This window comes from Micrococcus sp. 63XJN7_6_ISO-PGPR-S23-444 (assembly GCF_058072765.1).
The window spans coordinates 2321736-2346959 of the sequence record NZ_CM176516.1 but is presented as its reverse complement, the minus strand read 5'-3'; the positions used below and the strand labels follow the sequence as shown (position 1 = coordinate 2346959).

21 protein-coding genes and 1 CRISPR repeat array are annotated in these 25224 nt (G+C 71.4%); of the genes, 17 read left to right on the top strand and 4 right to left on the bottom strand.

Annotated elements, in window-relative coordinates:
- The first annotated feature begins 85 nt into the window (after nucleotides 1–85).
- The 10 genes from AC3RJ9_RS10805 (at nucleotide 86) to istB (ending at nucleotide 14477) form a co-directional block, all read left to right on the top strand.
- On the top strand, nucleotides 86–1717 hold the full coding sequence (locus AC3RJ9_RS10805; RefSeq protein WP_123244417.1) for an amidohydrolase: 1632 nt from the start codon (nucleotides 86–88) through the stop codon (nucleotides 1715–1717).
- Nucleotides 1718–1928: 211 nt separating this feature from the next.
- Nucleotides 1929–2849, top strand: a complete 921-nt coding sequence (locus AC3RJ9_RS10800; RefSeq protein ID WP_101967771.1) for an SDR family oxidoreductase — start codon at nucleotides 1929–1931, stop codon at nucleotides 2847–2849.
- A 556-nt stretch (nucleotides 2850–3405) separates the two neighbouring features.
- Nucleotides 3406–4650 carry a type I-G CRISPR-associated RAMP protein Csb1/Cas7g gene (gene cas7g / locus AC3RJ9_RS10795; RefSeq protein ID WP_123244418.1) on the top strand — a complete coding sequence of 415 codons (1245 nt, stop codon included), beginning with the start codon at nucleotides 3406–3408 and terminating at the stop codon, nucleotides 4648–4650.
- Between the two features lie 2 nt (nucleotides 4651–4652).
- Complete coding sequence (gene csb2 / locus AC3RJ9_RS10790; protein ID WP_158604225.1) at nucleotides 4653–6218, top strand: type I-G CRISPR-associated protein Csb2; 1566 nt, start codon at nucleotides 4653–4655, stop codon at nucleotides 6216–6218.
- A complete protein-coding gene (gene cas3g / locus AC3RJ9_RS10785; RefSeq protein WP_123244420.1) occupies nucleotides 6215–9031 on the top strand; it encodes a type I-G CRISPR-associated helicase/endonuclease Cas3g in 2817 nt (938 codons plus the stop codon). The genes csb2 and cas3g overlap by 4 nt, the downstream gene beginning before the upstream one ends.
- A gap of 2 nt (nucleotides 9032–9033) precedes the next feature.
- Complete coding sequence (locus AC3RJ9_RS10780) at nucleotides 9034–10047, top strand: hypothetical protein (protein WP_123244421.1); 1014 nt, start codon at nucleotides 9034–9036, stop codon at nucleotides 10045–10047.
- Nucleotides 10048–10081: 34 nt separating this feature from the next.
- On the top strand, nucleotides 10082–11665 hold the full coding sequence (cas1, locus tag AC3RJ9_RS10775; protein ID WP_313958679.1) for a CRISPR-associated endonuclease Cas1: 1584 nt from the start codon (nucleotides 10082–10084) through the stop codon (nucleotides 11663–11665).
- Nucleotides 11575–11973: a CRISPR-associated endonuclease Cas2 gene (gene cas2 / locus AC3RJ9_RS10770; protein ID WP_489727663.1), complete on the top strand. Its 399-nt coding sequence runs from the start codon at nucleotides 11575–11577 to the stop codon at nucleotides 11971–11973. Before cas1 ends, cas2 begins: the two co-directional genes overlap by 91 nt.
- A 198-nt stretch (nucleotides 11974–12171) precedes the next feature.
- Nucleotides 12172–13695 (top strand): IS21-like element ISMlu14 family transposase, encoded by a 1524-nt coding sequence (locus AC3RJ9_RS10765; RefSeq protein WP_031943827.1) that lies wholly within the window; start codon nucleotides 12172–12174, stop codon nucleotides 13693–13695.
- Nucleotides 13692–14477, top strand: coding sequence for an IS21-like element helper ATPase IstB (istB, locus tag AC3RJ9_RS10760; protein WP_010078636.1), 786 nt, complete (start codon nucleotides 13692–13694; stop codon nucleotides 14475–14477). The genes AC3RJ9_RS10765 and istB overlap by 4 nt, the downstream gene beginning before the upstream one ends.
- Before the next feature lie 335 nt (nucleotides 14478–14812).
- A CRISPR array of direct repeats spans nucleotides 14813–15642; the repeat unit is 36 nt; unit sequence GTCTCCGCTCCTTTGGGGAGCGGACTTCGTTGAGGC.
- A 491-nt stretch (nucleotides 15643–16133) separates the two neighbouring features.
- Here istB and AC3RJ9_RS10755 read toward each other — a convergent pair.
- Both AC3RJ9_RS10755 and trpB read right to left on the bottom strand, forming a co-directional pair.
- Nucleotides 16134–16835, bottom strand: coding sequence for a ZIP family metal transporter (locus AC3RJ9_RS10755; RefSeq protein WP_165381391.1), 702 nt, complete (start codon nucleotides 16833–16835; stop codon nucleotides 16134–16136).
- 54 nt (nucleotides 16836–16889) lie between these two features.
- Entirely contained in the window at nucleotides 16890–18191 is a 1302-nt protein-coding gene (gene trpB, locus AC3RJ9_RS10750) for a tryptophan synthase subunit beta (RefSeq protein WP_199727643.1), read from the bottom strand.
- A gap of 246 nt (nucleotides 18192–18437) precedes the next feature.
- Between trpB and AC3RJ9_RS10745 the strand changes: the two genes are divergently transcribed.
- The 3 genes from AC3RJ9_RS10745 to AC3RJ9_RS10735 all read left to right on the top strand — a co-directional run bounded on the left by AC3RJ9_RS10745 (nucleotide 18438) and on the right by AC3RJ9_RS10735 (nucleotide 20718).
- Nucleotides 18438–19013 carry a hypothetical protein gene (locus tag AC3RJ9_RS10745; RefSeq protein WP_069941221.1) on the top strand — a complete coding sequence of 192 codons (576 nt, stop codon included), beginning with the start codon at nucleotides 18438–18440 and terminating at the stop codon, nucleotides 19011–19013.
- A 92-nt stretch (nucleotides 19014–19105) separates the two neighbouring features.
- Entirely contained in the window at nucleotides 19106–19669 is a 564-nt protein-coding gene (locus AC3RJ9_RS10740) for a GNAT family N-acetyltransferase (RefSeq protein ID WP_044659345.1), read from the top strand.
- Between the two features lie 17 nt (nucleotides 19670–19686).
- Nucleotides 19687–20718, top strand: coding sequence for a DMT family transporter (locus tag AC3RJ9_RS10735; protein WP_082067598.1), 1032 nt, complete (start codon nucleotides 19687–19689; stop codon nucleotides 20716–20718).
- 39 nt (nucleotides 20719–20757) lie between these two features.
- Here the strand turns inward: AC3RJ9_RS10735 and AC3RJ9_RS10730 are convergent, their stop codons facing one another.
- Nucleotides 20758–21993 carry an MFS transporter gene (locus AC3RJ9_RS10730; RefSeq protein WP_123244466.1) on the bottom strand — a complete coding sequence of 412 codons (1236 nt, stop codon included), beginning with the start codon at nucleotides 21991–21993 and terminating at the stop codon, nucleotides 20758–20760.
- Between the two features lie 24 nt (nucleotides 21994–22017).
- Between AC3RJ9_RS10730 and AC3RJ9_RS10725 the strand changes: the two genes are divergently transcribed.
- Nucleotides 22018–22527, top strand: a complete 510-nt coding sequence (locus AC3RJ9_RS10725; RefSeq protein WP_123244465.1) for a MarR family winged helix-turn-helix transcriptional regulator — start codon at nucleotides 22018–22020, stop codon at nucleotides 22525–22527.
- A gap of 15 nt (nucleotides 22528–22542) precedes the next feature.
- Here AC3RJ9_RS10725 and AC3RJ9_RS10720 read toward each other — a convergent pair whose 3' ends face one another.
- Nucleotides 22543–23361, bottom strand: coding sequence for a spermidine synthase (locus tag AC3RJ9_RS10720; RefSeq protein ID WP_145951564.1), 819 nt, complete (start codon nucleotides 23359–23361; stop codon nucleotides 22543–22545).
- 35 nt (nucleotides 23362–23396) lie between these two features.
- Here AC3RJ9_RS10720 and AC3RJ9_RS10715 point away from each other — a divergent pair, with 35 nt between their 5' ends.
- The 3 genes from AC3RJ9_RS10715 to AC3RJ9_RS10705 all read left to right on the top strand — a co-directional run bounded on the left by AC3RJ9_RS10715 (nucleotide 23397) and on the right by AC3RJ9_RS10705 (nucleotide 25223).
- On the top strand, nucleotides 23397–23564 hold the full coding sequence (locus AC3RJ9_RS10715) for a hypothetical protein (RefSeq protein WP_160311879.1): 168 nt from the start codon (nucleotides 23397–23399) through the stop codon (nucleotides 23562–23564).
- Nucleotides 23565–23779: 215 nt separating this feature from the next.
- Complete coding sequence (locus tag AC3RJ9_RS10710; RefSeq protein ID WP_123244452.1) at nucleotides 23780–24664, top strand: Ltp family lipoprotein; 885 nt, start codon at nucleotides 23780–23782, stop codon at nucleotides 24662–24664.
- A gap of 79 nt (nucleotides 24665–24743) precedes the next feature.
- On the top strand, nucleotides 24744–25223 hold the full coding sequence (locus AC3RJ9_RS10705) for an SRPBCC family protein (RefSeq protein ID WP_078025646.1): 480 nt from the start codon (nucleotides 24744–24746) through the stop codon (nucleotides 25221–25223).
- Nucleotide 25224 lies beyond the last annotated feature (1 nt).

The window sequence follows — 25224 nt, the reverse complement described above, 5'->3', positions numbered from 1 at the left end:
GCGCCGCCGAGACCTCACCCTGACCCGCGTCCCGGCTACGCTCGCGAACCAGTCCCCGCCGCCCCACCCCAGGAGACCCGCCCCCATGCAGCTCGACCTGATCGTGGAGAACGCCCGCCTCATCACCGGCGACCCCGCCCGCCCGTCGGCCTCGCGGCTGGGGGTGTGGCGGGGCGTCGTCGTCGGGGTGGACGAGCAGCTGGACGGCCTCGCGACGCGCGAACGTCTCGACGCGCGGGGGCGCACCGTCCTCGCCGGGTTCAACGACGCCCACGCGCACAGCGTCTGGTTCGGCCAGTCCCGGCTGGACGTGGACCTCGAGGGCGCGCGCACCGCGGAGGAGGTCCACCGCCGGGTCTGCGCCCGCGCCGCCGAGCTCGACCCTGGCGCCTGGGTGACGTGCACCGGCTTCGACCCCGGCCACCTCACCGGCCCCCAGCCGGACCGGGACGGCCTCGACGCCGCCGCCTCCGGGCGCCCGGTGCTCATCCGCCACAACACGGGCCACGCCGTCACGGTGTCCGGGGCGGTGCTGGTCCTGGCCGGCGTGGGGGAGCAGGTGCTGCAGCAGCCCGAGGGCGGGCGGATCCTCACGGACGCCGCCGGCCGGCCCACCGGCCTGTTGGAGGAGACCGCCATGAGCCTGGTGACCCGGCTGCTGCAGCCGGAGTCCCACGAGCACATCGGCGCGTGCCTGGCGCGGGCCTCGCAGGAGTACGCGGCCGAGGGCATCACCTCGGTGACGGATGCGGGGGTGGCCGGCGGGTGGATCGGGCACAGCCCGCTCGAGTTCGGCGCGTATCAGCGCGCCCGGGACGCGGGGCTGCTGCGCACCCGCTTCCAGACGATGGTCACCCTGGACGCGCTGCACCCGGTGGACGGCCATCCCGACGACGGCACGCACCTCACCCTCGACGCCGGCGTGCGCACGGGCGTGGGCGACGAGTGGCTGCAGATCGGGCCGGCGAAGGTGTTCACGGACGGGTCGATGCTCGGACAGACCGCCGCGATGACCGAGGACTACTGCGGCCACGGCCACGGCCGCGGCTACCTACAGCAGGACGCGGGGGAGATGCGCCGAGCGTGCCTCGGTGCGGCGGCCGCCGGCTGGGCGCTGGCCCTGCACGCGATCGGCGACGCCGCCCTCGACTTCGCCCTCGACGTGATCGCCGAGGCGCGGGGCCGGTTCGGGCGGCCCGTGATGCCGCACCGCGTGGAGCACGGCGGGGTGGTCCGCGACGACCAGGTGGCCCGCATGGCCGAGCTGGAGGTCGTGATGGCCACCCAGCCGAACTTCATCAGCGCGTTCGGCGGGTCGGTGCGGGAGCGGATCGGGCCGGAGCGGGCCGCGCTCTCGTACCCGGCCGGGCGGCTGCTGCGCGCGGGCCTGGTGCTGCCCGGCAGCTCGGACCGGCCCGTGGCCGGCGGCCGCCCGCTGGAGGTCATCCAGGACTTCGTGCTGCGCCGCACCGAGACCGGCGAGCAGTACGGCCCGGACGCGGAGCGGCTCACGGTGGCCGAAGCCCTGCACGCCTATACGGTCGGCTCCGCGGAGGCGACCGGCTGGGGCGGCCGCAAGGGACGGCTCGTCGCGGGCCAGCTCGCGGACTTCACGGTGCTCAGCGAGGACCCGCGCGCGGTGCCGAGCGATCAGATCGCGGCGATCGACGTCGTCGCCACCGCCGTGGGCGGGGAGTTCGTGCACGGCGGGCTGTGACGCCCGGCCCCGGTGCCCCGCGACGAGCCCTGCGATATGGCCCCTAAACGCGTGGTTTAGGGGCCATATCGCAGGGCTCGTCATCCAGGGGAGCGGGTGGGGCACGTCCGGTGGCCCGGCGGTCAGCCGTGGCTCTGCTGGGGGGTTGCTCCCTACGCTCGGAGGACGGCGCGCAGACCGCGCGTCGCCCCGAGACCATGAGGAGCACCCCGTGGCGCACGACGACGCGAACACCACCACCACCGACCAGCTCACCCTGCAGGACCCCACGAAGCGCTACCCCGTGATCAGCCCGCCGGAGGAGACGCTGCCCGGCACCGGCCTGGACGCGGAGATGACGCCGAAGGCCGACCTGGGTGAGAAGTCCTACCGCGGCACCGGCCGTCTCGAGGGCCGCAAGGCGCTCATCACCGGCGGTGACTCCGGCATCGGCGCGGCCACCGCGATCGCGTTCGCGCGCGAGGGCGCCGACGTCGTGATCACCTACCTGCCCGAGGAGGAGAAGGACGCCCAGCACGTCCTCGAGGTCCTGCAGGCGGAGGGGCGCACCGCCGTCGGGATCCCCGGCGACCTGCGCGACAAGACGTTCTGCGCCGACCTCGTGGCCCAGGCGGTCGAGAAGCTCGGCGGGCTGGACGTGCTGGTGAACAACGGCGGCAAGCAGGTGGCGCAGGACTCGATCGAGGACATCGACGACGAGCAGCTCGAGGCCACCTTCGACATCAACATCCTGGCCCAGTTCCGCCTGGTCAAGGCCGCCCTGCCGCACCTGAAGCCGGGCTCCACGATCATCAACACCACCTCCGTGGTCGCCTACATGGCCCCGGAGCAGCTGGTGGACTACTCCGCCACCAAGGCCGCCATCAACACCTTCACGAAGGCCCTGGGCCAGCAGCTGGCCCCGAAGGGCATCCGCGTGAACGCCGTCGCGCCCGGTCCGATCTGGACCCCGCTGCAGCCCTCCGGCGGCCAGAAGCCGGAGGCCCTGCCCGAGTTCGGCCAGTCCACTCCGCTGGGCCGCGCCGGGCAGCCCACCGAGCTGGCCCCGGCCTACGTGTTCCTGGCCTCGCCGGAGTCCTCCTATGTGGTGGGCGCGACCATTCCGGTGACCGGCGGCATGCCGACGCCGTGAGGTGAGGCCTGTCAGGCGGGGCGTGTACCCCGCGATAGACAAGGTGACGGTCGTGGTCGCCTCCGGACACCGGAAGCGACCACGACCGTCACCTTGTCTGTGGGGTGGGGCTGCAGGCTCCACAGCCTTGTGCGGAATCACCTGATGGAGCCCGGCGGTGTCGCGCGGAGCCGGCTCAGCGAAGACGCGGAGATCCCGCGTGGTGTGCGTCTGGGCGCAGTTCTCAGGCACAGACCTAGCCTCAACGAAGGGGGTGGGTGACTCTGCGCGACGAAGACGACCCTACGTGAGGACGCGCGTGCTGGGGAGGCGTCCCCATGGCGCGCGGGGTGGGCGGGCCAGAAGATGTACCCCTACTAGCTGATATTAGGTATGTGAATGAGAACTTGCTAAGAGGGTTCCATTATTGACCCTGTGCGCCCGCTCTGCCAGAATCTGTGTTATGCCTCACCGAGGCTTCCGACCACTCGATCTTCGCGCGGGAGGCGGACACGTTAAGCGGGGGCAGCGCCCGATCGAATGGGGCGGCCCCGAGACCAGGACGAAAGGCCGCGTCATGTCTGACTTCGACACCCTGTCCCTCGAGGACCTCCTCGCCGCGTGTGCTCCCGGGGGGAGCACCTCACTCCTGTCGGAGACCCCGCTCCAGCCCGCCGGCGGCCCCGGGGCGGTGATCGCGCCGGCCAAGGTGATCGAGGGCCGGGGTGAGCCCACCTACGCCTACGAGCGTCGGATGGAACTCGACGAGGCCGGCCAGCCGCGACCGGTGTGGACCGTCGTCGTGGACAGCAAGCAGTCGGTCTCCAACCGGGACGAGGACGCCATCATCTCCGCTCGGCGGGATCAGGGGACACCGGAGGGAGAGGCGCTGCGCAAGGTGCCGACCATCGAGGTGCGTTACGGAGAGGCTGTCGAGTCGGATCTCTCCCTGCCTCATCGTGCGTTCGACGGACACATTCGGGCGGCCACCCTTGACGGTGCTCCCGTGACGCAGACCGAGGCCTACCGTGCACTGCGAGACGCCACGAAGCTCGACGCCCGGGCTCTGCTGGACGCCGCACCGACGGCCTTGGTCCTCGGCGCATGGGACTCCACTCGGAAGTCGCATCAGGGCCGCTACCAGTCCTGCATGACGGGTGAGATCATCGGCGTTCTGGCCGACCAGGACCAGGAGGGCGGGGCGCCGCGGACCAATCGGCGCGCAGCTGGCCGTGTGGACCCCGTCGCGGCGAGCGTCAAGCCATCGGCCAAGGACGTTGAGGCACTGGTCAAGGCGCAGGCGGGTGAACTGAGTGCCAAACTGCAGGACAAGGTGCTCGCCGAGGCCAAGAAGAAGGGGGAGACCGGATCGTCCATGTCCACGCTCGGCCTGGGCCACATCCCGCCGGTCCTCGGCGAACTGGGCGGTGTCGCGTGCCGTTCCATCATGCGACGACGCCTCCTGTCCTTTTCCGCGCTCCGTCAGCTCCGCTTCGGCGGCACGACGGAGCAGGACGTGGCGTGCCGCGCCCTGCTCGCGGCCTACGCCCTGCTCGGCATGGCCCTCTCGGACCGCGAGCTGCATCTGCGTGCGAACTGCCATCTGGTCGAATCCGATGAGCCGACCGTGACCCTCGACCTCCGGTACGGCAAGTCCCGGGCGCTCGCCCCCATCACGGACGAGGTGGCCGTCCAGGTGTTCGAAGCGGCGCTGGCGCATGCGGAGTCGGTCGCCGGTGTCGAGTGGAACGGGCAGACCATCCAACTGGTGGGCGACCCGGCGATCCTGGGCGCCGCCAGCACCGACGACGCCGAGGTGTGACCGTGGGCGGACTCGTCATCAGCGCGGACTTCCCGCTGGGCGTCTACACGGGCCACGGGTCGGACGGCGGCGCAGAGCGATTCCCTGATGTCGCGAGGCTCTTCTCGGCCCTCGTGCAGGCGGCCGCTGCGGGGACTCTTTCGACGGGGGATCCTGAGGCTCCGTTCACGGCAGAGTCGTTGGCCGCCCTGGACTGGCTCGAGGAGCATCCGCCGGATGCGTTGGTCCTGCCTGGTCACACGCCCGTGGCACCTGGCGTGCGACGCTTCGCGTACCGGAAGGAGGGGGTCTTCCTCAAGGAGGTCGGCAAGACCAACTACAAAGTGACCGGCCGGCCTGTCTCGGACGGAACTGCGCTCGGCGGCCCCGTGCAGTGGGTCTGGGATGACGGGCCCAGCGGGACGGACACACAGGTCTGCTCAACTCTGGAACAACTCTGCGCGGACGTGCCCCATCTCGGAGAGGCGTCGTCGCCCGTACGTCTGACGGTGCACGAGGGGGAGGGCCTTCCGGCGCCCACGCATCGATGTGACCGGAATGCAAGTCTGCGTGCGGTCCCCGGTGCGGTGCGGCAGGCGATGCCGAATCCCGGACGGAGGGCAGAGCTCGACCGTGCTCACGCGGCAACGACGCTGGGGCGGAAGCCCTCGGCTAGCGGCGACAAGCACACGACGTCGGCGGTGCCGCATGCCGCCCTGCCGCCGCGCGACCACCTCCGGAGCGGGATCTTCGCGTCGGTCGAGCAACACGAACCTGACGTTCCCTGGACCCAGGTGCTGGCGGTCCCCGTCATCGGGGCCAACTCCACTGTCCCTGAAGAGCGGTACGTGAGTGTCTGCGTCGCCCTGCACCGCGCGCTCGTGTCGCGCCTGGGACCCGACGCCCCGCCGGAGATCACCGGCCGTTATGCGCCGTCCGATGCCCCACCGGCCAACCGTGTCGCACTCCACCTGGTGCCGGGGGACCTTCCGGCCCTGCCGTTCTCGGACGGACGGGATCGATTCCTCGTCCTCGTGCCGCGAGGGATGCCCGGGCCCGCCCTGGGGATGCTGGCATCAGCCGTGGCCGGCGTCCGCCGTGTCGTCACCTCAGAGCACCAGCTGACCGTCGCCCCCGAGGAGATCGAGGTGTATGACGGGGCGCAATTCTGGAAGGCCCCGCCCGAGGGTGCGGTGCGGACGTGGGACGCCCAGCCGGCCGTGGTCGTAGAACGACGGCTCAAGTCGAAGCCCCCGATCCGGGACGTCGACCTGGCTGCCGCATGGTCTCTGGGCAATGTGCTCCGCGACCTCGAACCGGCGTTCACGACGAAGGACCCTGTTGCTCGACACGCAGCGGTCGTGGAGAGCGGAGCGCAGCTTCGGGGCAGGGCGTTCCGCACGCTCACGCCGACGGCGTACGTCCACCGTACGGACCGCCGCAGCCCCATCGAGCCGTTCCGCCTCACGCTCACTCTCAGCACCGCCGTGCCTGACCGGGCCATCCTCGCGCTCGGTCAGAGCCGTCATCTGGGCTGCGGACTGCTGGTGCCCACGGACATTCCCGGATCGACCCAGGAGCGGTCATGAACGTCAATGACAAGGCGGCCTTGACCGTCGACATCGATGAGTTCGACGAGTTCTTCGCCGCCGTGAACCAGGGCCGTGAGCCCTACGACTGGCAACGTGCTCTGCTGAGGCAGGTCGTGACAACGGGGCGCTGGCCTGACGCCGTCGTTGCTCCCACAGGCGCCGGTAAATCGAGCGTCCTGGAGGTGCACGTCTTCGCAGTGGCCATGACCCACTCGCCCGGGTGGGATGGGGCCCGGGCCCCTCGCCGCCTCTGGCACGTGGTGGGGCGCCGAGCGCTCGTTGACGACATGGCCTCCCGGGCCGAGGCCGTGTTCGGCCAACTTGCCGAGACCACAGACGTCCCGGGCGATGCGCCATTGAGCCGGGTCGCGGCTGTCCTGAGGCGCATCTCGCCGGCCGGGCAACCGGGCTCGGTGACAACGCTCCGCGGCGGGATCGCGCCGGAGCGCGGATGGCAGGACGACCCGGTCTCCTGCCAGGTGATCTGTGCAACGCCGGACATGGCCGGCAGTCGGCTCCTGTTCCGTGGCTATGGCTCCACCGCAGGAATGCGTCCCCGCGAGGCGGGGCTGATCGCATACGACTCCGTGCTGATCCTGGACGAGGCCCATCTCAACCGGCAGCTGCTCACCACGGCTCGTCGTGTCGCGTCGCTCGCCGGTGAGTCACCTCTCGCCGCTCACGTGCCAGTACTGCAGGTCGTCGAGACGACGGCCACTCCGGCGGGACTCGCGCCGGCCCAGACTTCTATCGGCGTCGAGCTTTCGGACATCCGCACGGGTGCCGTGGGGGAGGCGCTCCTGCGCCGTCTGGATCGTCCGAAGCCAGTCCATCTGCACCTGGACGGCCCCTGGCTCGTTGGGGGCACAGCGCGGGAAACGACGCAGGGAGCGCAGGAGATCGCCCGCATGGCGGCGGACGCCGTGCAGGCGGGACACACCCCCGTGGGGGTCGTCATGAACCGCGTCGCGTCGGCCCTGGCCGTGCACCGTGCCCTCCTCGGTCTCAATGGCGGCCTGGATGTCGCGCTCGTCGTGGGGCCGCGCCGCCGCTGGGAGCAGGCCCTCGAACGATCCCGGACCCCGGATGTCTACGTGGCGACCCAGGCGATCGAAGTCGGCCTCGACCTGGACTTCGGGTTCCTCATCACGGACATCGCGTCGGGATCGGCGCTCGCGCAACGGGCAGGCCGACTCAACCGCACCGGGGCCCGGGAGTCCGCGCCCGTGCATGTGCTCTGCCCGTCCGCCGATCCCACGGCAAAGACGGCGGCCCCTTACGAAGTGCAGGACATCACCGACGCGCTCGAGTGGCTCCGGGACCGCGCAGAGGATCCGAAGGGGGTGAGTCCCGCTGCTCTCCTGGAGCACCCGGCCCCGTCCTCCACCCCGGCCAGGCCCGTCCTCAGCGAGATCGAAGCCGCGCGCGCGGCCCTGTTCAGCCGCACGTCCGAGGCACTGGCCGTCGAACCGGACTTGACGCTGTGGCTGAGGGACTCACTGGACGCGGAAACGGACGTTGTCGTCGTGGGCCGCCGGCTTCCCCGTCTCGGCGAAGACGCTGGAGAGGACTGGTCAGGGCTGGACCAGGCGGAGTCCGCGGCGTTGCTGACGACTGCCCCACCTCAGCCGCATGAGGCCTATCCGGTCACGCTCTCCCGGCTACGCCTGCTGCTCGCCGGGGGCCGCCGCGGGCGGGTGACGCCCGCGTTCGTCCGTCGTGGACGCCAGTGGACCCTCGTGGATCCGGATGCCTCGGGTCACGGGATCGTCCCGGGAGATGTCGTCTGCGTCCCTCACGACTGGGCTGCCACACATCATCACGTCCTGGTTGAGGATGGCCGGGAGCCTGTCGGCGACGTCCTCGACCCGCGGTCTCCGGACGGAACGATGCTCTCGCTCGAGCCGGTAAAGGCCAGTCGGCGCAGGGTGGTGTTCATGACCGGCGTCACCTCGCCTGGCGTGCAGGACTACCTTCGATGTTCCCTGTTGGAGGTCTGCGCGGGCCTGCAGGAGGCGGACATTCCGCTGACCCTCCCCAGCGTGCTGGATGCGCTGGATGATCGGGGACAGTCCGCGTGGCTCACCGCTTATCTCGGCCAGTGGGCGGACCCGGATCTGGCCGCGCGATTCGACGTGAAGGTCCACGTGGGTGGCCGGGCTCCCGACTCGCCGCAGCAGGCGGCATGGGTGGTGTTCGAGCTGCTGGACGCGGCCGATCCTGACGACGCCCAGCTGTCTGCGACAACCGGGCGCAGCCCTGTGTCCCTCGCCGATCACCAGAGGGACGTGGCAGACCGGGCCGGCGAGTTCGCCCAAATTCTCGGCCTGCCGGAGAGTCTGAAGCGGACGTTGACCGTGGCGGGGGCACACCACGACAACGGCAAGAGCGACGAGCGTTACCAAGCCTGGTTGACCCAGGGTGTGGCTGGCGTGGACGAGCCGATGGCGAAGAGTCTGCTGAGCGCCCTGCCTTTCCGTCAGTCACGGTTCCTCCCCGCTGGCTGGCGGCACGAGCAACTGTCCGCCGCGATGCTCCGCGCGCATGCGGACGGGGCGGATGCCTTGGCCGTGCGTCTGGTGGGAACGAGCCACGGGCATGGGCGCGGCACGTTCCTGATGGGGGCGGAGAGTCTTGTCCACCCGGAGGCAGCCCCTCACGTCCGCATGGCCGCGGAGGAACTGTTCGACGTCGGAGTCTGGGACGCACTGGTCCTGTCCGTGGAGCAGACGTGGGGGCTATGGGCTGTGGCCTGGCTCGAGGCGGTACTGCGAGCCGCCGACGTGACGATCTCCAAGGAAGGACGATGAACATGGCCCGCACGACTGAGCCCGTGACGCTGGCAGGCACGTGGGACGTGCTGCTGTCCCATACGGCGCTGCTCGGCGCCGCGATGATCGTGGAGGAGGAACTGGGAGCCGGTGCCGTGCGGCTGCGGTGGACCGACGAGCCGGACTCTCGACCGCAGTTGTGTGGGGCAGGGCTTGATGCCGCGGCCCTTGGCGGCCTCATCCACCGGCATGCGACCCGGCATGTCCAAGACCCGAGGGGCTGGCTGTGCTCCACGGACGCAGTGGCCGGATCGTTGTTCTCGGCCCGGACCAAGATGCCGGCGTCCGAGCACGGGTGGGTCGACCTGCTGCACGATCGCATAGAGGTGGCGCGGCCATTGCGCGGGCTCGACTCGGCTCTCGTGGTGGGCTTGGGGGAGCGGGCCTGGTGGCACAGGACGAGCAAGTTGTTCCGGCCGGACCATGGCGCGGCCGCCTGGGAGATGCGCACCAGGAACAAGGGCATGGAGTTCATCGCGCATTCGCTCCTCCCCACGGGAAGGGCTGTGGCCGGCCGAGCGGTGGAGGCAGTGACCTCGGGCCTTCTCGGGACCACGGTGGAGGACGAACCGGGCAAGAACAAGCCGGATTCCCGCACGGCGACGGGCATGGCCCCCCTGGGGCCGGTGGATGCCGCGCGGGCCTGGGTGGGGCTGTGGGCGCTCGCGGCCTTGCCCGTCTGGGCGGACAGCCACGGGCGGTCCGTTTCGTCCGCTCATATCCCAGCCCGCAGGGAGTCGTTGGCGCGGCTGTTGATGCCGGTGCCGACATCCTGGGTGACGGTGGCGCGGATGCAGGCCGCCTTGCGCTCGCGATACCTGCTCGTGGCGGGGGAAGACGCGACAGGGCCCAGCTTGGGCTCAGCCGAGACGACGGCGGCTCAGGCGATCCTGGAGGAGTGGGGGTTCGCTCAGATCCTGAGCTTCCCCGTGAACGTCACCGGCAGTGCGTCAGCCCCGGAGCGGCGCACTCTCGCGGCGAGGGCGCTGAGATGACTGAGCACGACACGGGGAGCCGTATGCTGACTCGCTGCCAATCAGTCTGGTCGCGCACTGGAGTTTCTGCCCGCGTCGGGCATGGCTCGAGGCCATGGACGAGAAAGCGCCGAAGGTGGCGCAGATCCAGCAGGGAGTGGCGGACCATGCGCGGGTGGACGTGCCCACCACACGTGAGGCTCAGACGATGCGCGGCATCGACGTGCGCGACCCGTCTCTCGGCCTCCACGGGCGAGTCGACCGGGTCGAGCGACTCCCGTCGGGGCGTCTTCGCGTCGTCGAGCACAAAGCCACCCCGGTGAAGCGAGCTGTCCGAATCAACGACGCCAATCGTCTGCAGCTGGTACTGCAGACGATGGCGCTCGAATCCCAGGGGAACACGGTGGAGGACGCCGAGGTGTACTTCACCACCCATCATCGGCGAGTCCCGGTCGAGATCTCGGCTGCGGACCGAAAGGCCGCCCGTGATGCAGTGGCATCGGCTCGGTCCGTGGTCAACGGGGAGACCGCTCCGGCACCGTTACTGGGCGACCCGAGGTGCATGCGGTGCTCCCACGCCTCCGTCTGTCTCCCTGAGGAACGGCAGGAAGAAGAAGTGCTGTCCCGAATCGTCCCGCCGGACCCTGCCGGCGAGACCCTGCACCTCACTGTGCCGGGGAGTCGAGCGAGCATGTCGGCCGGGCGGATCACGGTGGTGAAGGGCGATGAGCGGCTGGCCAGCATCCCTTTGGAGCGGGTGTTGGCCGTCGTGGTGCACGGCAACGTCGACCTCTCAGGAGCGTTGCTGCGGGAGCTGATGTGGCGAGGCCTTCCCTGTGTCTGGTGCACGGGGGCGGGGCGCGTCGTCGGGTGGACCAATGGAGTCAAGCCGCCGAATGGCGGCGCACGCTTCCGTCAGTTCGCGGCATCGGCCGAAGGCCGAGTGGACATCGCTCGCGAGTTCGTGGTGGCCAAGGTCGCGAACCAGGCCACGATCCTCCGGCGTTTCGGAGGCATGCCAGCTGTGGTCAAGCGTCTTCGATCGGCGACGCGACAGGCGAGCACGGCGACGTCCACCGGCCAGTTGTTTGGAATCGAGGGCCGGGCCGCCGCAGAGTATTTCGCAGGATTCCCGGGGCTGCTGGCGCCAGGTGTGGACGCGGGCGTGGCTGAGTCCTTCCCCGGTCGGGTCGGGCGAGGGGCCACCGACCCATTGAACATCGCCTTGAACTACGGGTATGGGATGCTCCTGTCCGAGGTGATCCGTGCGGTCCTAGCCTGCGGCCTGGACCCGCATGCCGGGGTGCTGCACTCCAGCGGACGGAACAAGCCGGCCCTGGCGCTGGACCTGATGGAGGAGTTCCGTCCGCCCGTGGTCGATTCCGCCATCCTGGCCGCGTTCAACAATGGCGAGTTGGGGCGACTGTCTTTCACTCATGTGCTCGGCGGCGCGCGGCTCACCCAGACCGGCCGGCGCAAAGTGATCGCGGCGGTGGAACGGCGTCTCGGGACGGAGTTCAAGCACCCCGTCTTCGGATACAGAGTGACGTGGCGCCGCGCGATAGAGGTTCAGGCGAGGATGTTCCTCGGCGTCCTGGACGGCTCGCAGGAGGTCTACAAGGGGGTGCGAGTCCGTTGAGTGCCCGGGATCGTCTCCGGAGGCGGCTCATCGCCTATGACATTCCTGACGACCGCCGCAGATCCCGGGCGGCCCGCGTCCTCGAAGGGTACGGAGATCGAGTCCAATATTCGGTCTTCGTGGTGGATGCCTTGCCCGCCCAGTTCGTCTCCCTCCAGGCAGCCCTCGAAGCGGTGCTGGATCCGGGCGAGGACAGCGTGCTGGTCTGCGACCTCGGCCTGACGGCCACGCTTGGCGCAGAGCAGTTCAGCTTTCTGGGTCGATCACGCGAGATCACTGTGGATGGGCCCATCTGTAAGCGGCCATGAAAAGCTGCCCATAGGTGGCCAGGGAATGACCCGCTGACGGCCATGAGGACTGCCCAGTGATGGCCACGGGAACTGCCCGGTGCTGGCCATCTGGTTTGCCCGCGTTGCTCGTTGCCCGCCGCGTCGTGAGCCGGCGGGGGCCTCCTCCCCGGGTTGGATATCGGTGTCGAATCGAATCCAGCGAGGAAGAGGCCCTGAATGAAGGATGCCGCAGAAACCATGAAAATACTCAGTGCCTATGACCTGACCAAGTCATTGCGGGGCGCCGCCGAGCTGGCCGGTTGCTCCCATCACACCGTGGCCCGGCTGGTGCGGGCCCGCGACGCCGGCCAGACCCCTGGATCCGGAGCCAGCCGCCCGAAGGTCACCGATGTCTGGCTGCCCAAGATCGAGGAATGGGTCGAGGCCTCCACGGGCAGGATCCGCGCCGATGTCGTGCACGCCAAGCTCACCGCAATGGGCTACACCGGCTCTGAGCGCTCCACCCGGCGGGCGGTGGCCGAGGTGAAGGCCGCCTGGCGGGCCGGGAAGCGCCGGGTGCACCGGCCCTGGATCACCGAGCCGGGCGCATGGCTGCAGTACGACTTCGGCGATGGGCCGGCGATCGACGGGGCCAAGACGGTGCTGTTCGTGGCCTGGCTGGCCTGGTCCCGCTACCGGATCGTCATCGCCCTGCGTGATAGGACGGCTCCGAGTGTGTTCGCCGCCCTGGACCGGTGCTTCCGGCTGATCGGGGGCGCGCCGACCTATGTGCTGACGGATAACGAGAAGACAGTGACGGTCTCTCATGTGGCCGGGGTGCCGGTGCGTAACCAGGCCACCGTGGCGTTCGCTCGGCATTACGGCGTGGAGGTGCTGACCTGCCAGCCAGCGGATCCGGCCGCCAAGGGCGGGGTGGAGAACGCGGTGAAGCTGGCCAAGGCCGACCTGGTCCCGAAGGACACCAACCTGCGGGACCAGTACGCCTCGTTCGCTGAGCTCGAGGCCGCCTGCGCGGGGTTCATGGCCATGGTGAACTCCCGGGAGCACCGGGTGACCCGGCGCCGCCCGGACCACATGCTCGCCGAGGAGACCAGCGCGTTGCATCGGATCCCCGCCACGGCGCACACCGTGGCCTACGGGGTGGGACGGAAGGTGCCGGAGAACACGCCGATGGTCTCCTTCGAAAACGCCCAGTACTCGGTGCCCGCGCACCTGCTCGGGGCCGAGGTGTTCGTGCGCCATCACGGCACCGGACCGGACTCGATGGTGGTGATCATGCACGCCGGTGCGCAGGGGCCGGTGGAGGTCGCCCGGCACCGGGTGGCCCGGCCCGGGTCCCCGGCCATCGACGACGCGCACTTCCCCGGCCACGAGACGGACAAGGTGCCCGGGGACTACACCCCGGTGCCCCGTTCGGCGGCGGAGGCCGAGTTCCTGGCCATCGGGGCCGGAGCGAGGACCTGGCTGGTGGAGGCCGCCGCGGCCGGCACCAGCCGGATCGGTCAGAAGATGGCCGAGGCCGTCACCCTGGCCAAGCTCGCCGGCACCGACCAGGTCGACCGCGCCCTCGGGGTGGCCGCGGTGCACCAGCGCTTCGCCCACGGCGACCTGGCCTCCCTGCTCACCGCCGCCGGCCACCGCACCGGGATGCACACCGCCACCGAGGAACGGTCCCTGACCCAGGGCACCGCCGGCTGGGCCGGCCTCGGTACCTCCAACACCGAGGGGGCAGCCCGGTGAGCATCCACACCCCGAACACCGCCGCACCGGCGCTGCCGGCCGATTTGGAGGCGCTGTTGCGGCAGCTGAAGATGCCCCACGCCCGCGGTATCGCCGCCGAGGTACTGGCCACCGCCCGGGCCCAACGCTGGGAGCCGGCCGAGGTCCTCAAGGCCCTGCTGGTCGAGGAGACCACCGGTCGGGCCCGATCCATGCTCGCCGCCCGGCGCAAGGCCGCCGGGTTCCCCACCGGCAAGACCTTCACGACCTGGGATCCGGGCGCCTCCTCGATCCCGGCCCCGACCCAGCAGTCCCTGCGCACCCTGGAATGGCTCTCGCGCAGAGAGAACCTCGTGGTCTGCGGGCCCTCCGGCACCGGCAAGACCTTCTTCCTCGAGGCCCTGGGCCAGCAGGCCGTGGAGGAGGGCAAGCGGGTGGCCTGGTTCACCCTGGAGGACCTCGGGGCGATGATCCGGGCCCACCGGCCCGATGACACCATCACCAAAGCCGTCGCCCGAATCCTGCGCGCCGACCTGATCGTCATCGACGACATCGGCCTGCTGCCGGTCGCCGACGATGCCGCCGAGGGCCTCTACCGCATCGTGGACGCCGCCTACGAGAAACGCTCCGTAGCGATCAGCTCGAACCTGCACCCGGCCGGCTTCGACGAGCTGATGCCCAAGACCCTGGCCACCGCCACCGTGGACCGGCTCCTGCACCACGCCCACGTGTGCCAGACCACCGGAGACTCCGTACGGATGACCCAGGCAATGGCCGGGAAGGGAGTCATGCCACTGAACTGATCCCATCACGGTGGCCAGCACCACCACCCAAACGGGCAAACCAGCTGGCCACCAGTGGGCAGTTCTGATGGCCACCAGCGGGAAGAAACACTGGCCGCCTATGGGCAGAACTCAATGGCCCTTGACACCCATCATCATCTGAAGCGACCCAGGGACCTTCGCGAGGGCTCCGTCGATGTCCGGAATCCGGCGAGCCGTCGCATCAGAAAAGGGCTTGTCAGCCCACGGTTTATGGGCCGAGGCCGATAAGCAGGGCGCTTCACGGATGCCTCTTGAGCCCAGGGCTCGCCGAAGGTCGCGTCTGCCCATGTCAAAGGGCTGTAATCTGAGGTGCTGTCTCCGCTCCTTTGGGGAGCGGACTTCGTTGAGGCTGCAGCGCCGGGTCCACGCACTGCGCCCCATACGCGTCTCCGCTCCTTTGGGGAGCGGACTTCGTTGAGGCGTGTGAGCGCCGCGCGTGCCCCACCGATCCGCGACGTCTCCGCTCCTTTGGGGAGCGGACTTCGTTGAGGCCCGGAGCCGCCTGTGGGTGTGCTCACGGCGGAGTGGCTGTCTCCGCTCCTTTGGGGAGCGGACTTCGTTGAGGCGCCAAACCCGTGGTGTGCCCCGCCGTCGAGCCGCTTGTCTCCGCTCCTTTGGGGAGCGGACTTCGTTGAGGCCCGCGTGGAGCCGTCGTCGCCCACCGTGGGCGCGTGGTCTCCGCTCCTTTGGGGAGCGGACTTCGTTGAGGCTGGCGGGACTACCAGGGCGTCTGGCATCTCGGCCCCCGTCTCCGCTCCTTTGGGGAGCGGACTTCGTTGAGGCAACCCCCACGCCGACCCGTGGTCCCCCCACTACGACGGTCTCCGCTCCTTTGGGGAGCGGACTTCGTTGAGGCCCGTCACGAGTGGAGGTTGACGGAAAGTTCACTGGTCTCCGCTCCTTTGGGGAGCGGACTTCGTTGAGGCACGCCGATGACGACGAGGAGCCCGCCGGTGGGGCCGGTCTCCGCTCCTTTGGGGAGCGGACTTCGTTGAGGCGGGTCGCGGGTGCGGAGCATCACGACGGAGGACGTCCGGTCTCCGCTCCTTTGGGGAGCGGACTTCGTTGAGGCGTGTCCGTCCTCCGCTTCCACATCGACTCCGGGAAGGTCTCCGCTCCTTTGGGGAGCGGACTTCGTTGAGGCGGCGACGGCATGGGTGGCAAGGGGTCCAACGGCGTCAGTCTCAGCTCGGGTCTCCGCTCCTTGGGGAGCGGACTTCGTTAGCGCTCTAGGTCTGAGGCGGGGTAGGACTCAGGCCGCCTGCCTGCCCTGGTCAATTCGCTAGAGCGCGTCGAGGGGCGAGGCGCCTCGGCGGGGTCGACTCGCGGACATGACGTCCCCGAGCGTGGTGACGCGTTCTCGAGGCCTTGGATGTGGCTCCACGGAGTGGGCATCAGCAGCAAATCTGCTGTCTCGAGGCCAAGGCTGTGTGCGAGTCGGGGGACTGCCACGCCCTGGGCCAATGCTCGGCGCATGGCGTTACGTGCTGTCCCGCGTTGAAGTTCATCGGGCATCTCCACTGCCCGCATGCGCGACCGGCGCGCAGCCAGCTGCAACAAATTTTCGGCGACGGGCGCGGTCTATATCAACGGGGCCGTCTAACCCTCGGGAAGCAGTCGGTCCCGTCTCGCCCCTCACACCACCAGGGACAGGAACGCGCCGAGCGCGAAGCCGACCACGGTGAGCAGCCCGGCCTTCTCCCCGCCCTTCTCGCGGGCCTCGGGGATCATCGTGTCGATCAGCATGACCAGCAGGGCGCCGGCCGCGAAGCCCTGGATGCCGCCGGTCAGGGCGGGGGAGGCGCCGTCGGCGATCAGCCCGCCGCCCCACGTCGCCAGGGCGCAGACCACCGTCACGAGCGACCACTGGATCAGCAGGTGGCGGCGCGTCTTGCCGCCGTCGAGGGAGTCGGCCGTGGCGGCGATGGACTCGGGCAGGTTGGACATGAAGATCGCCACGAGCAGCGCGAGGGACACGCCCTCGCCCGCGGCCAGCCCGATGCCCAGCACGATCTGTTCCGGGATGCCGTCCAGCAGCGCGCCCACGGTCAGCGCCGCACCCGAGGACGAGCCCCCGGACCTCGCGGCGGAGCGCTCCACCGCGCGGTCGCCGAGGAAGTAGGCGGCCGCGCCGAGCGTCAGCCCGATGCCGACGGCGGCAGGTCCGGCCGCCTGCACGCCCGCCTCCGCGAGCTCGAAGGGCACGGACGCGATCAGGGCGCCGGCGCCGAAGGCGAGCACGAGTCCGATCGTGCCCATGTGCCAGCGGCGCAGGGTCGCCAGGACGGCGCCCACGAGCAGGGAGGACGCGGCGACGGCGCCCCACATCAGGGTCATCACGCGTGCCAGGCTACGCGCTGACCGGGGGCGACGCCGGGCCGCCGCCTCAGCTCACCGCACGACCTCGTCCGCCTCGCCCGTGAGACCGAGCTTCTCGGCCACGTAGTCCACGTCCTTGTCCCCGCGGCCGGAGAGGTTGACGAGGATCCGCTCGTCCCGGCCCATCTGCGGGGCGAGGCGGATCGCGTGCGCCACGGCGTGCGCGGACTCGAGCGCGGGGATGACGCCCTCGAGCCTCGTGAGCCGCTGGAACGCGTCGAGCACGGCCGCGTCGTCCTCGGCCACGTACCGGACACGGCCGACGCGCGCGAAGTGGGCGTGCTGTGGGCCGACGCCCGGGTAGTCCAGGCCCGAGGCGATCGAGTGCACGGGATCCGGGGTGCCGTCGTCGTCGGCGAGGACGAGGGTGGCCATGCCGTGGAGGACGCCGTCGCGGCCCTGGGTCATGGTCATCGCGTGCTCGCCCTTGGTCGCGGAGCGGCCGCCGGGCTCGACGCCCACGAGCGCGACGTCGGCGTCGTCGAGGAACGCGGTGAACGCGCCCATCGCGTTGGAGCCGCCGCCCACCGCGGCGACGACGGCGCTCGGCAGCGCCCCGAACCGCTCCTGGAATTGGGCGCGGGCCTCGCGGCCGACCACGGACTGGAAGTCGCGGATCATCGTGGGGAACGGGTGCGGGCCCACCACGGAGCCGATCGCGAAGAGGTACTTCTCCGGGTCCGCCGCGTACACCTCGAACGCCGAGTCCACGGCCTCCTTCAGGGAGCGGCCCTCGCGCTCCACCGAGACCACCTTCGTGCCGAGCAGGCGCATGCGCACCACGTTGGGGTGCTGCTTGGCCACGTCGATCGCGCCCATGTGGATCTCGCAGTCGAGGCCGACCATCGCGGCCGCCGTCGCCAGGGCCACGCCGTGCTGGCCGGCGCCGGTCTCCGCGATCAGGCTGCGCTTGCCCATGCGCTTGGCGAGCAGCGCCTCGCCGATCGTGTGGTTGATCTTGTGGGCGCCGGTGTGGTTCAGGTCCTCGCGCTTGAGCACGATCCGTGCGCCGCCGAGCTCGTCGGAGAGGCGGTCCAGCGGGGTCAGGGGGGAGGGACGCCCGACGGCGTCGCGCAGCAGGCGTCGGTATTCAGCGTAGAACTCGGGGTCGGTGCGCGCCTCGGCGTACGCGCGGGCAACCTCGGCCATGGGGCCGGCCAGCTGCGGGGGCAGGTGGGCGCCGCCGTACTGGCCGAACATGCCGTCCGCGGAGACGTCCAGGTCCGGGGTGGTGACGAGGTCGCAGGCCTCGGCGAGGGTGCGGGGCTCGGGGGCGCCTCTCAGGGCGTTGTCCTCGGGGTTGCGGTGGGTCATCGGGGGTCCTCCTGGGATGGGGCCCGCCGGAGCCGCTCATGGCCGAGCCGCCCGGCAGGCGAGCGGCTCGTCGTGTCAGATGCGCATGACCGGGGCCGCCCTCAGGCGGTCCACCACTGCTGCGCGCGCATCTGCATGGGGCCAGCGTACTGCACATCGGGCGGCGTGGGTCTCACCATGTGATTGCAAATCTCAGAATATGGACATCGCTCCCCGTCTCAGTGAATCGCGATTCACCCTGGATCCATGACCATCACCGCCGTCGACACCCCGTCCCTGACCGCCGAGGCCGCCGCTGTGCTCGCCGCCACTCCGGGCATGCGGTACGCCGAGTTCCTCACCGCCGCCCCCGCAGTGCCCGGCATCGTGGCCGTGGTGGCCGAGGAGTCAGCCCGTGCCGCCCTGGGCCTCACCCCCGCCGCCGGTGATGTCCTCGCCGTCGACGTGGCCGACGAGAGCCTGCAGTGCCGCGAGGTGCGCGCCGCCTTCCAGTCCGGTCGTACCGGCGTCTCACCGCTGCGCCAGGCGTTCGCCGCCCTGCTGGCGGGCGAGCTCGGCCTGGATGTGGAGCGCACCAGCCCGGGTGCGGCGGGGGTGGGCTTCGCCCTCACCCCGGAGTCCGAGGAGACGCTCACGGCGTGGATGCGGGAGCACCTGACGCTGCGCGCCTGGGTCGCCCAGGACGCCTCCGCCCTCGAGGGGGTCGCCCGAGAGGTGGCCGCCGATCTCGCCCCGGCCCTGCAGCCGGGCGCTCTGGAGGCCCCTGTGGCGCAGCGGGTCGCGGCCATGAGGGCCTCCGCCCGCCGTTCCGCCACGCTCTGAGCCGGCCGGGCGCCGGAGGCGACGCCCTCGTCCGTGGCGCTCGGTCTCGTCGTGCCGGGAGATCACCCCGAGTCCGCTGACAGGATGGGTGCATGAAGCACGAGATCGTCCTCACCCGCGGGGACCTCACCCTGCGCCCCCTCTCACCCACCGACGGCCCCGCCCTGCGCGAGCTCGTCGACGCGGTCATGTGGGCGGGGAACAGCGCGCCCCTGCCGGTGGACGGTGCGGCCATGTCCGCGCACCTCGCCGAGCTGATCGAGCGGGAGGGCACCTTCGCGTTCGCCGTCGAGCAGGGCGGGGAGCTGGTGGGGCGCACGAGCCTCTATGACCTGGTGCCGGGGCTGCGGGTGGAGGTGGGGCACACGGTCTACGCCCGTCGGGTGTGGGGCACCTCCGTGAACCCCGGCTGCAAGCTGCTGTTGTTCGGGCACGCGTTCGAGGAATGGACGCTGGAGCGGGTGGCCCTGCGCTGCGACCACCGCAACGCCCGTTCGCACGCCGCCATCGCCCGTCTGGGGGCGACGTTCGAGGGCACTCTGCGCCGCTTCCGTCCGGCGGCGGACGGCACGATCGCCGACGTCGACTACTTCAGCGTGGTGCGCGAGGAGTGGCCCGCGGTGCGCGCCGGGCTCGAGGCGCGCCTGGCCGCCTAGGGGTGTAGAACGGGGGGATGCCACCCGCATCCTCTGCCCCGTCCGCAGAGCGCGGACGCTCCCGCCCCCGCCCGGCCGACGTCGCCGCCCGCCCGGACGCCCCCTCCCCGCGGGCGACCGCCCTGCTGTTCGCTCTCGCGGTGGCCGCCGGCTCCGTGATGCCGCTGCAGGGCCGCATCAACTCCCGCCTCGCCCACCTGACGGGCGACCCCGTCCTCGCCGCGCTGTGCTCCTTCGCGGCGGGCCTGGTCGTCATGGTGCTCGTGAGCGTGCTGACGCCGCGGGGCCGCCGGGGCCTGGCCCGCATCCGCCCGGCCCTGGCCGCGGGGTCCGTGCGCCCGTGGTACGCGGTGGCGGGCGTGATCGGCGGGCTCCTGGTGCTCACCCAGTCCGCGACGATCGGCCCCCTCGGCGTGGCCGTGTTCACGGTCGCCGTGGTCACCGGGCAGGTGGTCGGCGGAATGGTCGTGGACCGGTTCGGGCTCAGCCCCGCCGGGGTGCAGCGCCTGACGCCGCGGCGCCTCACGGGGGCGGCGCTCGCCCTGGCCGCGGTCGCCCTCGTGGTGTGGCCCTCGCTCGGCGAGGCCGGCGGCGGGCCCGGCTGGGCGCTGCTGGCCCTGCTGCCCCTGCTGACCGGTCTGGCCACCGCCGGGCAGCAGGTGTTCAACGCCCGTCAGACCACGGCCTACGGCACCGCCATCCCGGCGACCCTGGTCAACTTCACTGCCGGCGTCCTCTTCCTCGGGGTCGTGTGGGGCGGGATCGCCCTGGCCTCCGGCCACGGCATGCCCGCGCTGCCGCACGACTGGCGGCTCTACCTCGGCGGCCCGCTGGGGTGCGTGTTCATCGGGGTGGGCGCCATGGTCGTCCCGCGCCTGGGCGTCTTCGCCGCCACCCTCGGCCTGGTCTCGGGCAACCTCCTGGGCTCCCTCGTGGTGGACCTGGTGGCCCCCACCGACGGATCCACGGTCACCACGACGACGGTGCTGGGCACCCTGGGCGCCCTCGCCGCCGTCATGCTCGCGTCCTGGCCGGCGCGGCGCCGGTAGCGCCGCCCGCGGCGGCAGGCCGCCGTCACCGCGCGGGACTCAGGCGCGGGCCACGGTCCCTCGCCGCCCGTGCCGGCGTCCGTGCATCACGAAGTAGTACCCGGCGGCGACCACCAGCACGCCCGCCAGGGCCTCGTACATGGCGCCGTAGCCGGCCGAGGCCACGAGCCCGCCGAGGAGCACGGGACCCAGGCCCAGCCCCACGTCCGCGAACAGCATGAGGGTGGAGATGCCGGCGCCGAGCTGGTGGGAGGGCACCGCGTTCACGGCGATCGCCTGGGCCGCGGGCATGAGCGTGCCGTAGCCGAGGCCGCTCAGCGCCCCGGCCAGCACCACCTGCCAGTCGCGCGTGGCGAAGGCCAGCACCAGGAGCGCGGCCGTGAAGCAGAGGAGTGCGGGGTAGACGACGGCGTCGTCTCCCCGGCGGTCCTGGAGGGTGCCCAGGGTGAGGCGCATGACGAGCATCGCCGCGGCGTAGGCCAGGAAGAAGAGGCCGGCGCCGGCTGTGAGCCCGCGCTCCACCGAGTAGGCGTTCAGGTAGGTGAGGATCCCGGCGTAGCTCAGGCCCACCAGCAGCATGAAGCCGCTGATCGGCAGCACCGCCGGGTGCAGCACCGAGCGCAGGCGGAAGCCCACCGCGGGGGCGGGGTGCTCCAGGGGGACCTCGCCGGCGGCGCGCTCGCCGTCGACACCCGCCGCGGCGGGTGCCTCGCGCACCAGCAGGCCCAGCACGAGGCTGACCACCGTGATCCCCAGAGTCACCCGGAACAGCCACGCGTAGCCGATGGAGCCGGCGAGGAACAGCCCCAGGGCGGGGCCGATCGCGGTGGCCAGGGTGGTGCCCAGCGCGAGGTGGCCGGTGGCCTCCGCGCGTCGCCCGTCGGGGATGGCCGCCTGGGCCAGGGCCATGACGGCGGTGCTCGCGAAGGCGTAGCTGGCGCCGTGGAGCATGCGCACCGCCACGAGGGCCGGCAGCGAGGAGGCGACGAGGTAGAGCGTGCAGGACAGTGCGACGGCGACCAGGGCCGCCACCAGGACGCGGCGCTTGCCGAAGCGGTCCACCACGTGGCCGGTGACCACGCGGCTGAGGGTGGCGCCGATGACGAAGGCGCTCGAGGCCAGCCCCGCCCCGGCGTCCGAGGCGGCGAACTGCCGGACCGCGTACAGGGCCATGGTGGTGACCAGGGCGTAGAACGCGAGGAACTGGAGGAAGGAGACCACCCAGGCGAGGACGAAGGTGGGGGAGGCGATGCGTTCTCGCTCGGCGATTTGCATGATGCAAAAGGTAGCATCGTTTGCATGATGCAATTACCTGAGGGGGCGTGGGCCGACCCGGTCCGCGGGATCATGTACGAGCACATGCTCCTGCTGCGGGTGGCCGCGCAGGGGGTGGCCCCCTACGGCCGGTCGAGCGCGCTCGAGCGCAGCGCCACCGTGCTGCTCGCCCGCCTGGAGGCGGGCGGGGCCATGAGCGTCGCCGAGCTGGCCGAGGCCTTCGACCTCGACGTCTCCACCGTCCACCGGCAGGTGGCCGCCGCCATGAAGGCCGGCCTCGTCGAGCGGGTGGCGGACCCCGACGGCGGCTCCGCCCGGCTGCACCGTCCCACGGAGGAGGGACGCGCCCGCCTTGCCGCGGAGCTGAGCTCCCGGGCGGACAACGTGGCGCAGATCGTCGCCTCCTGGCCCGCCGAGGACGTCGTCGAGTTCAGCAGGCTCCTGCGGCGTTTCAACGAGGGGGCGGAGGAGCGCCGGGGCCACCCGTGGCCCCGGCCGCAGACGGGCCCCGGTGCGGAGGACCCCCGGCCCTGAGCACCGCTCCCGCCCTCAGGCGCGACGGATGCGGGAGGCCAGCGCGGCCGACTCCGCCGGGTCCAGCACGGCCGCCGGATGCGGCCCCGCCGCGGCGAGGCGTTCCGGGCAGCCGGCCTCTCCCAGCGGCGCCCCCGCGGCCAGCACGACGTTGCCCCAGTCCAGGCGCTCCAGCATCCCCTGGTCCGCGAGCGTCCACGGGCCGGGCACCCCGGCCTCGGCGGCCGCCTCCTCGAGGGCGCCCAGCTCGGCGCCCAGGAAACGCAGGCCGGCGTCGTCGCCGATGTTCACCAGCAGCACCCCGCCCGCCGTCAGCAGCTCGAGCAGCTCCTCGTAGAACACGGCGCCGCGCAGGTGCTCGGCGCCCTCCTCGCCGGTGCCGATGTCCAGCACGACGGCGTCGAACCGCTCCCCGTCCATCGCGAGGTCGACGGCGGCCAGGCGCGCGTCCGCGACCACGGAGACGAGGTCCGTGCCCGCCGGCAGGGGCAGCTCGGCGAGCACGAAGGACACGAGCTCCCGGTCCAGGTCGACCACCGTCTGCTCCGAGCCGGGTCGGGTCGTCTGGAGGTAGCGCGGCAGGGTCAGCGCGCCCGCGCCGAGGTGCAGGACCCGCACCGGCGCGCCCGCCGGAGCGACGCCGTCGAGCACGTGGGCCATGCGGCGCAGGTACTCGTAGCGGATGCGAGCGGGGTCGGCCAGGTCCACGTGGGACTGGACGGCCCCGCCGATCTCCAGGACGAACCCGCCGAACTCGTCGGGGGCGATGCGGGCGTCCACGCCCGACGTGGACAGGTGGACGGTGCGGCCGGAGGGGGAGGGCTGGGCGGGCATGCCCCCAGCATCCCACCCCTCAGTACGCTGGACGGATGAGTCAGAACGTCCTCACCGTCGACGGCGCCGACTGGTGCCGCGACTGCCTGCGCACCCGGCGCCAGAAGGACATCCCCGTGGTCGTGTTCCCCGACGGCGACCACCAGGTGGAGCCGACCAACGAGGAGACCGCGGCCAAGCTCACCGCGCTGGGCCTGATCTGAGGTCGGGGGCCACGCGGCCCCGGCACAGGAACCGCGGCGTGGACGCCAGACCCAGGACCAGACCGCACAGGATCACGGCCGCGCCCATGTCCTGCGCGGGGCGGACACCGTTATCGTGTCCGCTGGGTCGTTACTGTGAGGATGGTGAACACTCGCCGAGTGTTCGCTTCCTATCGCTGGAGGCCGACCGCCTCCCCTCGTCGAAGGAGAGCGCCATGCTCCGTCCTCGTCATGCCCGCCCCACCGCACTCCTGACCGCTGGCCTTGCCGCGCTCGCCCTGCTCACCGGATGCTCCGTCGATGGGGACGCCGCAGCCGGGTCGTCCGCCGGCTCGCCCTCCGCCGCATCGTCCTCGAGTGGGGCGTCCTCGTCTGGCCGGGTCTCCGACGGCGCGGCGCCCTCCTCGTCCCGCGCGGCCGGCTCGTCGTCTGCGGTGGCGAGCGCCAGCCGTGCCGTGGAGTCCTCGCAGGCGGCCGAGGCCAGCCGTGCCGCTGCCGCCTCGAGGGAGGCCGAGAAGTCCGCCGCGGCCGCCGCAGCCGAGGCGTCCCGATCCGCCGAGGCCGAGGCCGAGGCCGTGGCGGAAGCGGAGCGTGAGGCGGAGGCATCGGCCGAAGTCGACGCGGCGGCCGCCGAGGAGGAGTCGGCCGCGTCGGCGGGTGGCGACGGGCTGTCAGCGGAGGGACAGCAGGCCGTGCGACAGGCGCAGTCGTATCTGAGCTTCACCGCCTTCTCCCGGAGCGGCCTGATCGATCAGCTCGAGTTCGAGGGTTTCTCGAACGCCGACGCCACAGCGGCCGTGGACAGCCTGGACGTGGACTACGCGGCGCAGGCTGTGAAGCAAGCCCAGTCGTACCTGACTCACACGGCGTTCTCACGGACCGGTCTGATCGACCAGCTCGAGTTCGAGGGCTACTCGAATGCTGACGCGACGGCCGCCGTCGACGGCCTGGGCATCGACTACAACGAGCAGGCCGCGAAGCAGGCCCAGTCGTACCTGAGCCACTCCGCGTTCTCCCGTGCCGGTCTCATCGACCAGCTCATGTTCGAGGGCTACTCCGCCTCCCAGGCCGAGTACGGCGTCGATGCCGCCGGACTGTGAGTCCGGGTCGGCGGGCCGGGCACCCGGCCCGGTCCGCCGACCCTCTCGACGACGGTGTGGGAAGGTCTAGCGTGACGGCATGGAGCACATCGACGAGACCGCCCTGCCCGCCCCTGAGGACCGCGTCGTGTCCGCGACCCGTCACGTCGACGCGCCGGCTGGCGTCGTCTTCGAGCTGATCGCGGACCCCTCCCGCCAGCCCGAGTGGGACGGCAACGACAACCTGGCCGAGGCCGCCCCCGGGCAGCGGGTGACCGCCGTCGGGGACGTGTTCGTCATGACCCTGCAGAAGGGCGTGGACCGCGCGAACCACGTGGTCGAGTTCGAGGAGGGCCGCCGCATCGCCTGGAAGCCCTCCGAGGTCGGCGGGGAGCCGTTCGGCCAGCTGTGGCGGTGGGAGGTCGAGGGCGACGACGAGGGCGGCTGCCGCGTCACCCACACCTATGACTGGACCGCCCTCACCGACCCGAAGCGCGTCCAGAAGGCGCTGCGGACCGGCGAAGGGCAGCTCCGCGCGTCGATCGACCGGCTCGCGGAGCTGGCCGAGCGCCAGGGCTGAG

Bases quoted from the DNA above. Each gene is read 5' to 3' on its own strand.
- AC3RJ9_RS10755 (WP_165381391.1), bottom strand. From the start codon at position 16,835: ATGACCCTGATGTGGGGCGCCGTCGCCGCGTCCTCCCTGCTCGTGGGC.
- cas7g (WP_123244418.1), top strand. From the start codon at position 3,406: ATGTCTGACTTCGACACCCTGTCCCTCGAGGACCTCCTCGCCGCGTGT.
- cas3g (WP_123244420.1), top strand. From the start codon at position 6,215: ATGAACGTCAATGACAAGGCGGCCTTGACCGTCGACATCGATGAGTTC.
- AC3RJ9_RS10740 (WP_044659345.1), top strand. From the start codon at position 19,106: ATGAAGCACGAGATCGTCCTCACCCGCGGGGACCTCACCCTGCGCCCC.
- AC3RJ9_RS10745 (WP_069941221.1), top strand. From the start codon at position 18,438: ATGACCATCACCGCCGTCGACACCCCGTCCCTGACCGCCGAGGCCGCC.
- AC3RJ9_RS10710 (WP_123244452.1), top strand. From the start codon at position 23,780: ATGCTCCGTCCTCGTCATGCCCGCCCCACCGCACTCCTGACCGCTGGC.
- AC3RJ9_RS10765 (WP_031943827.1), top strand. From the start codon at position 12,172: ATGAAGGATGCCGCAGAAACCATGAAAATACTCAGTGCCTATGACCTG.
- AC3RJ9_RS10715 (WP_160311879.1), top strand. From the start codon at position 23,397: ATGAGTCAGAACGTCCTCACCGTCGACGGCGCCGACTGGTGCCGCGAC.
- AC3RJ9_RS10725 (WP_123244465.1), top strand. From the start codon at position 22,018: ATGATGCAATTACCTGAGGGGGCGTGGGCCGACCCGGTCCGCGGGATC.
- AC3RJ9_RS10730 (WP_123244466.1), bottom strand. From the start codon at position 21,993: ATGCAAATCGCCGAGCGAGAACGCATCGCCTCCCCCACCTTCGTCCTC.
- AC3RJ9_RS10805 (WP_123244417.1), top strand. From the start codon at position 86: ATGCAGCTCGACCTGATCGTGGAGAACGCCCGCCTCATCACCGGCGAC.
- trpB (WP_199727643.1), bottom strand. From the start codon at position 18,191: ATGACCCACCGCAACCCCGAGGACAACGCCCTGAGAGGCGCCCCCGAG.
- AC3RJ9_RS10735 (WP_082067598.1), top strand. From the start codon at position 19,687: ATGCCACCCGCATCCTCTGCCCCGTCCGCAGAGCGCGGACGCTCCCGC.
- AC3RJ9_RS10780 (WP_123244421.1), top strand. From the start codon at position 9,034: ATGGCCCGCACGACTGAGCCCGTGACGCTGGCAGGCACGTGGGACGTG.
- AC3RJ9_RS10720 (WP_145951564.1), bottom strand. From the start codon at position 23,361: ATGCCCGCCCAGCCCTCCCCCTCCGGCCGCACCGTCCACCTGTCCACG.
- AC3RJ9_RS10705 (WP_078025646.1), top strand. From the start codon at position 24,744: ATGGAGCACATCGACGAGACCGCCCTGCCCGCCCCTGAGGACCGCGTC.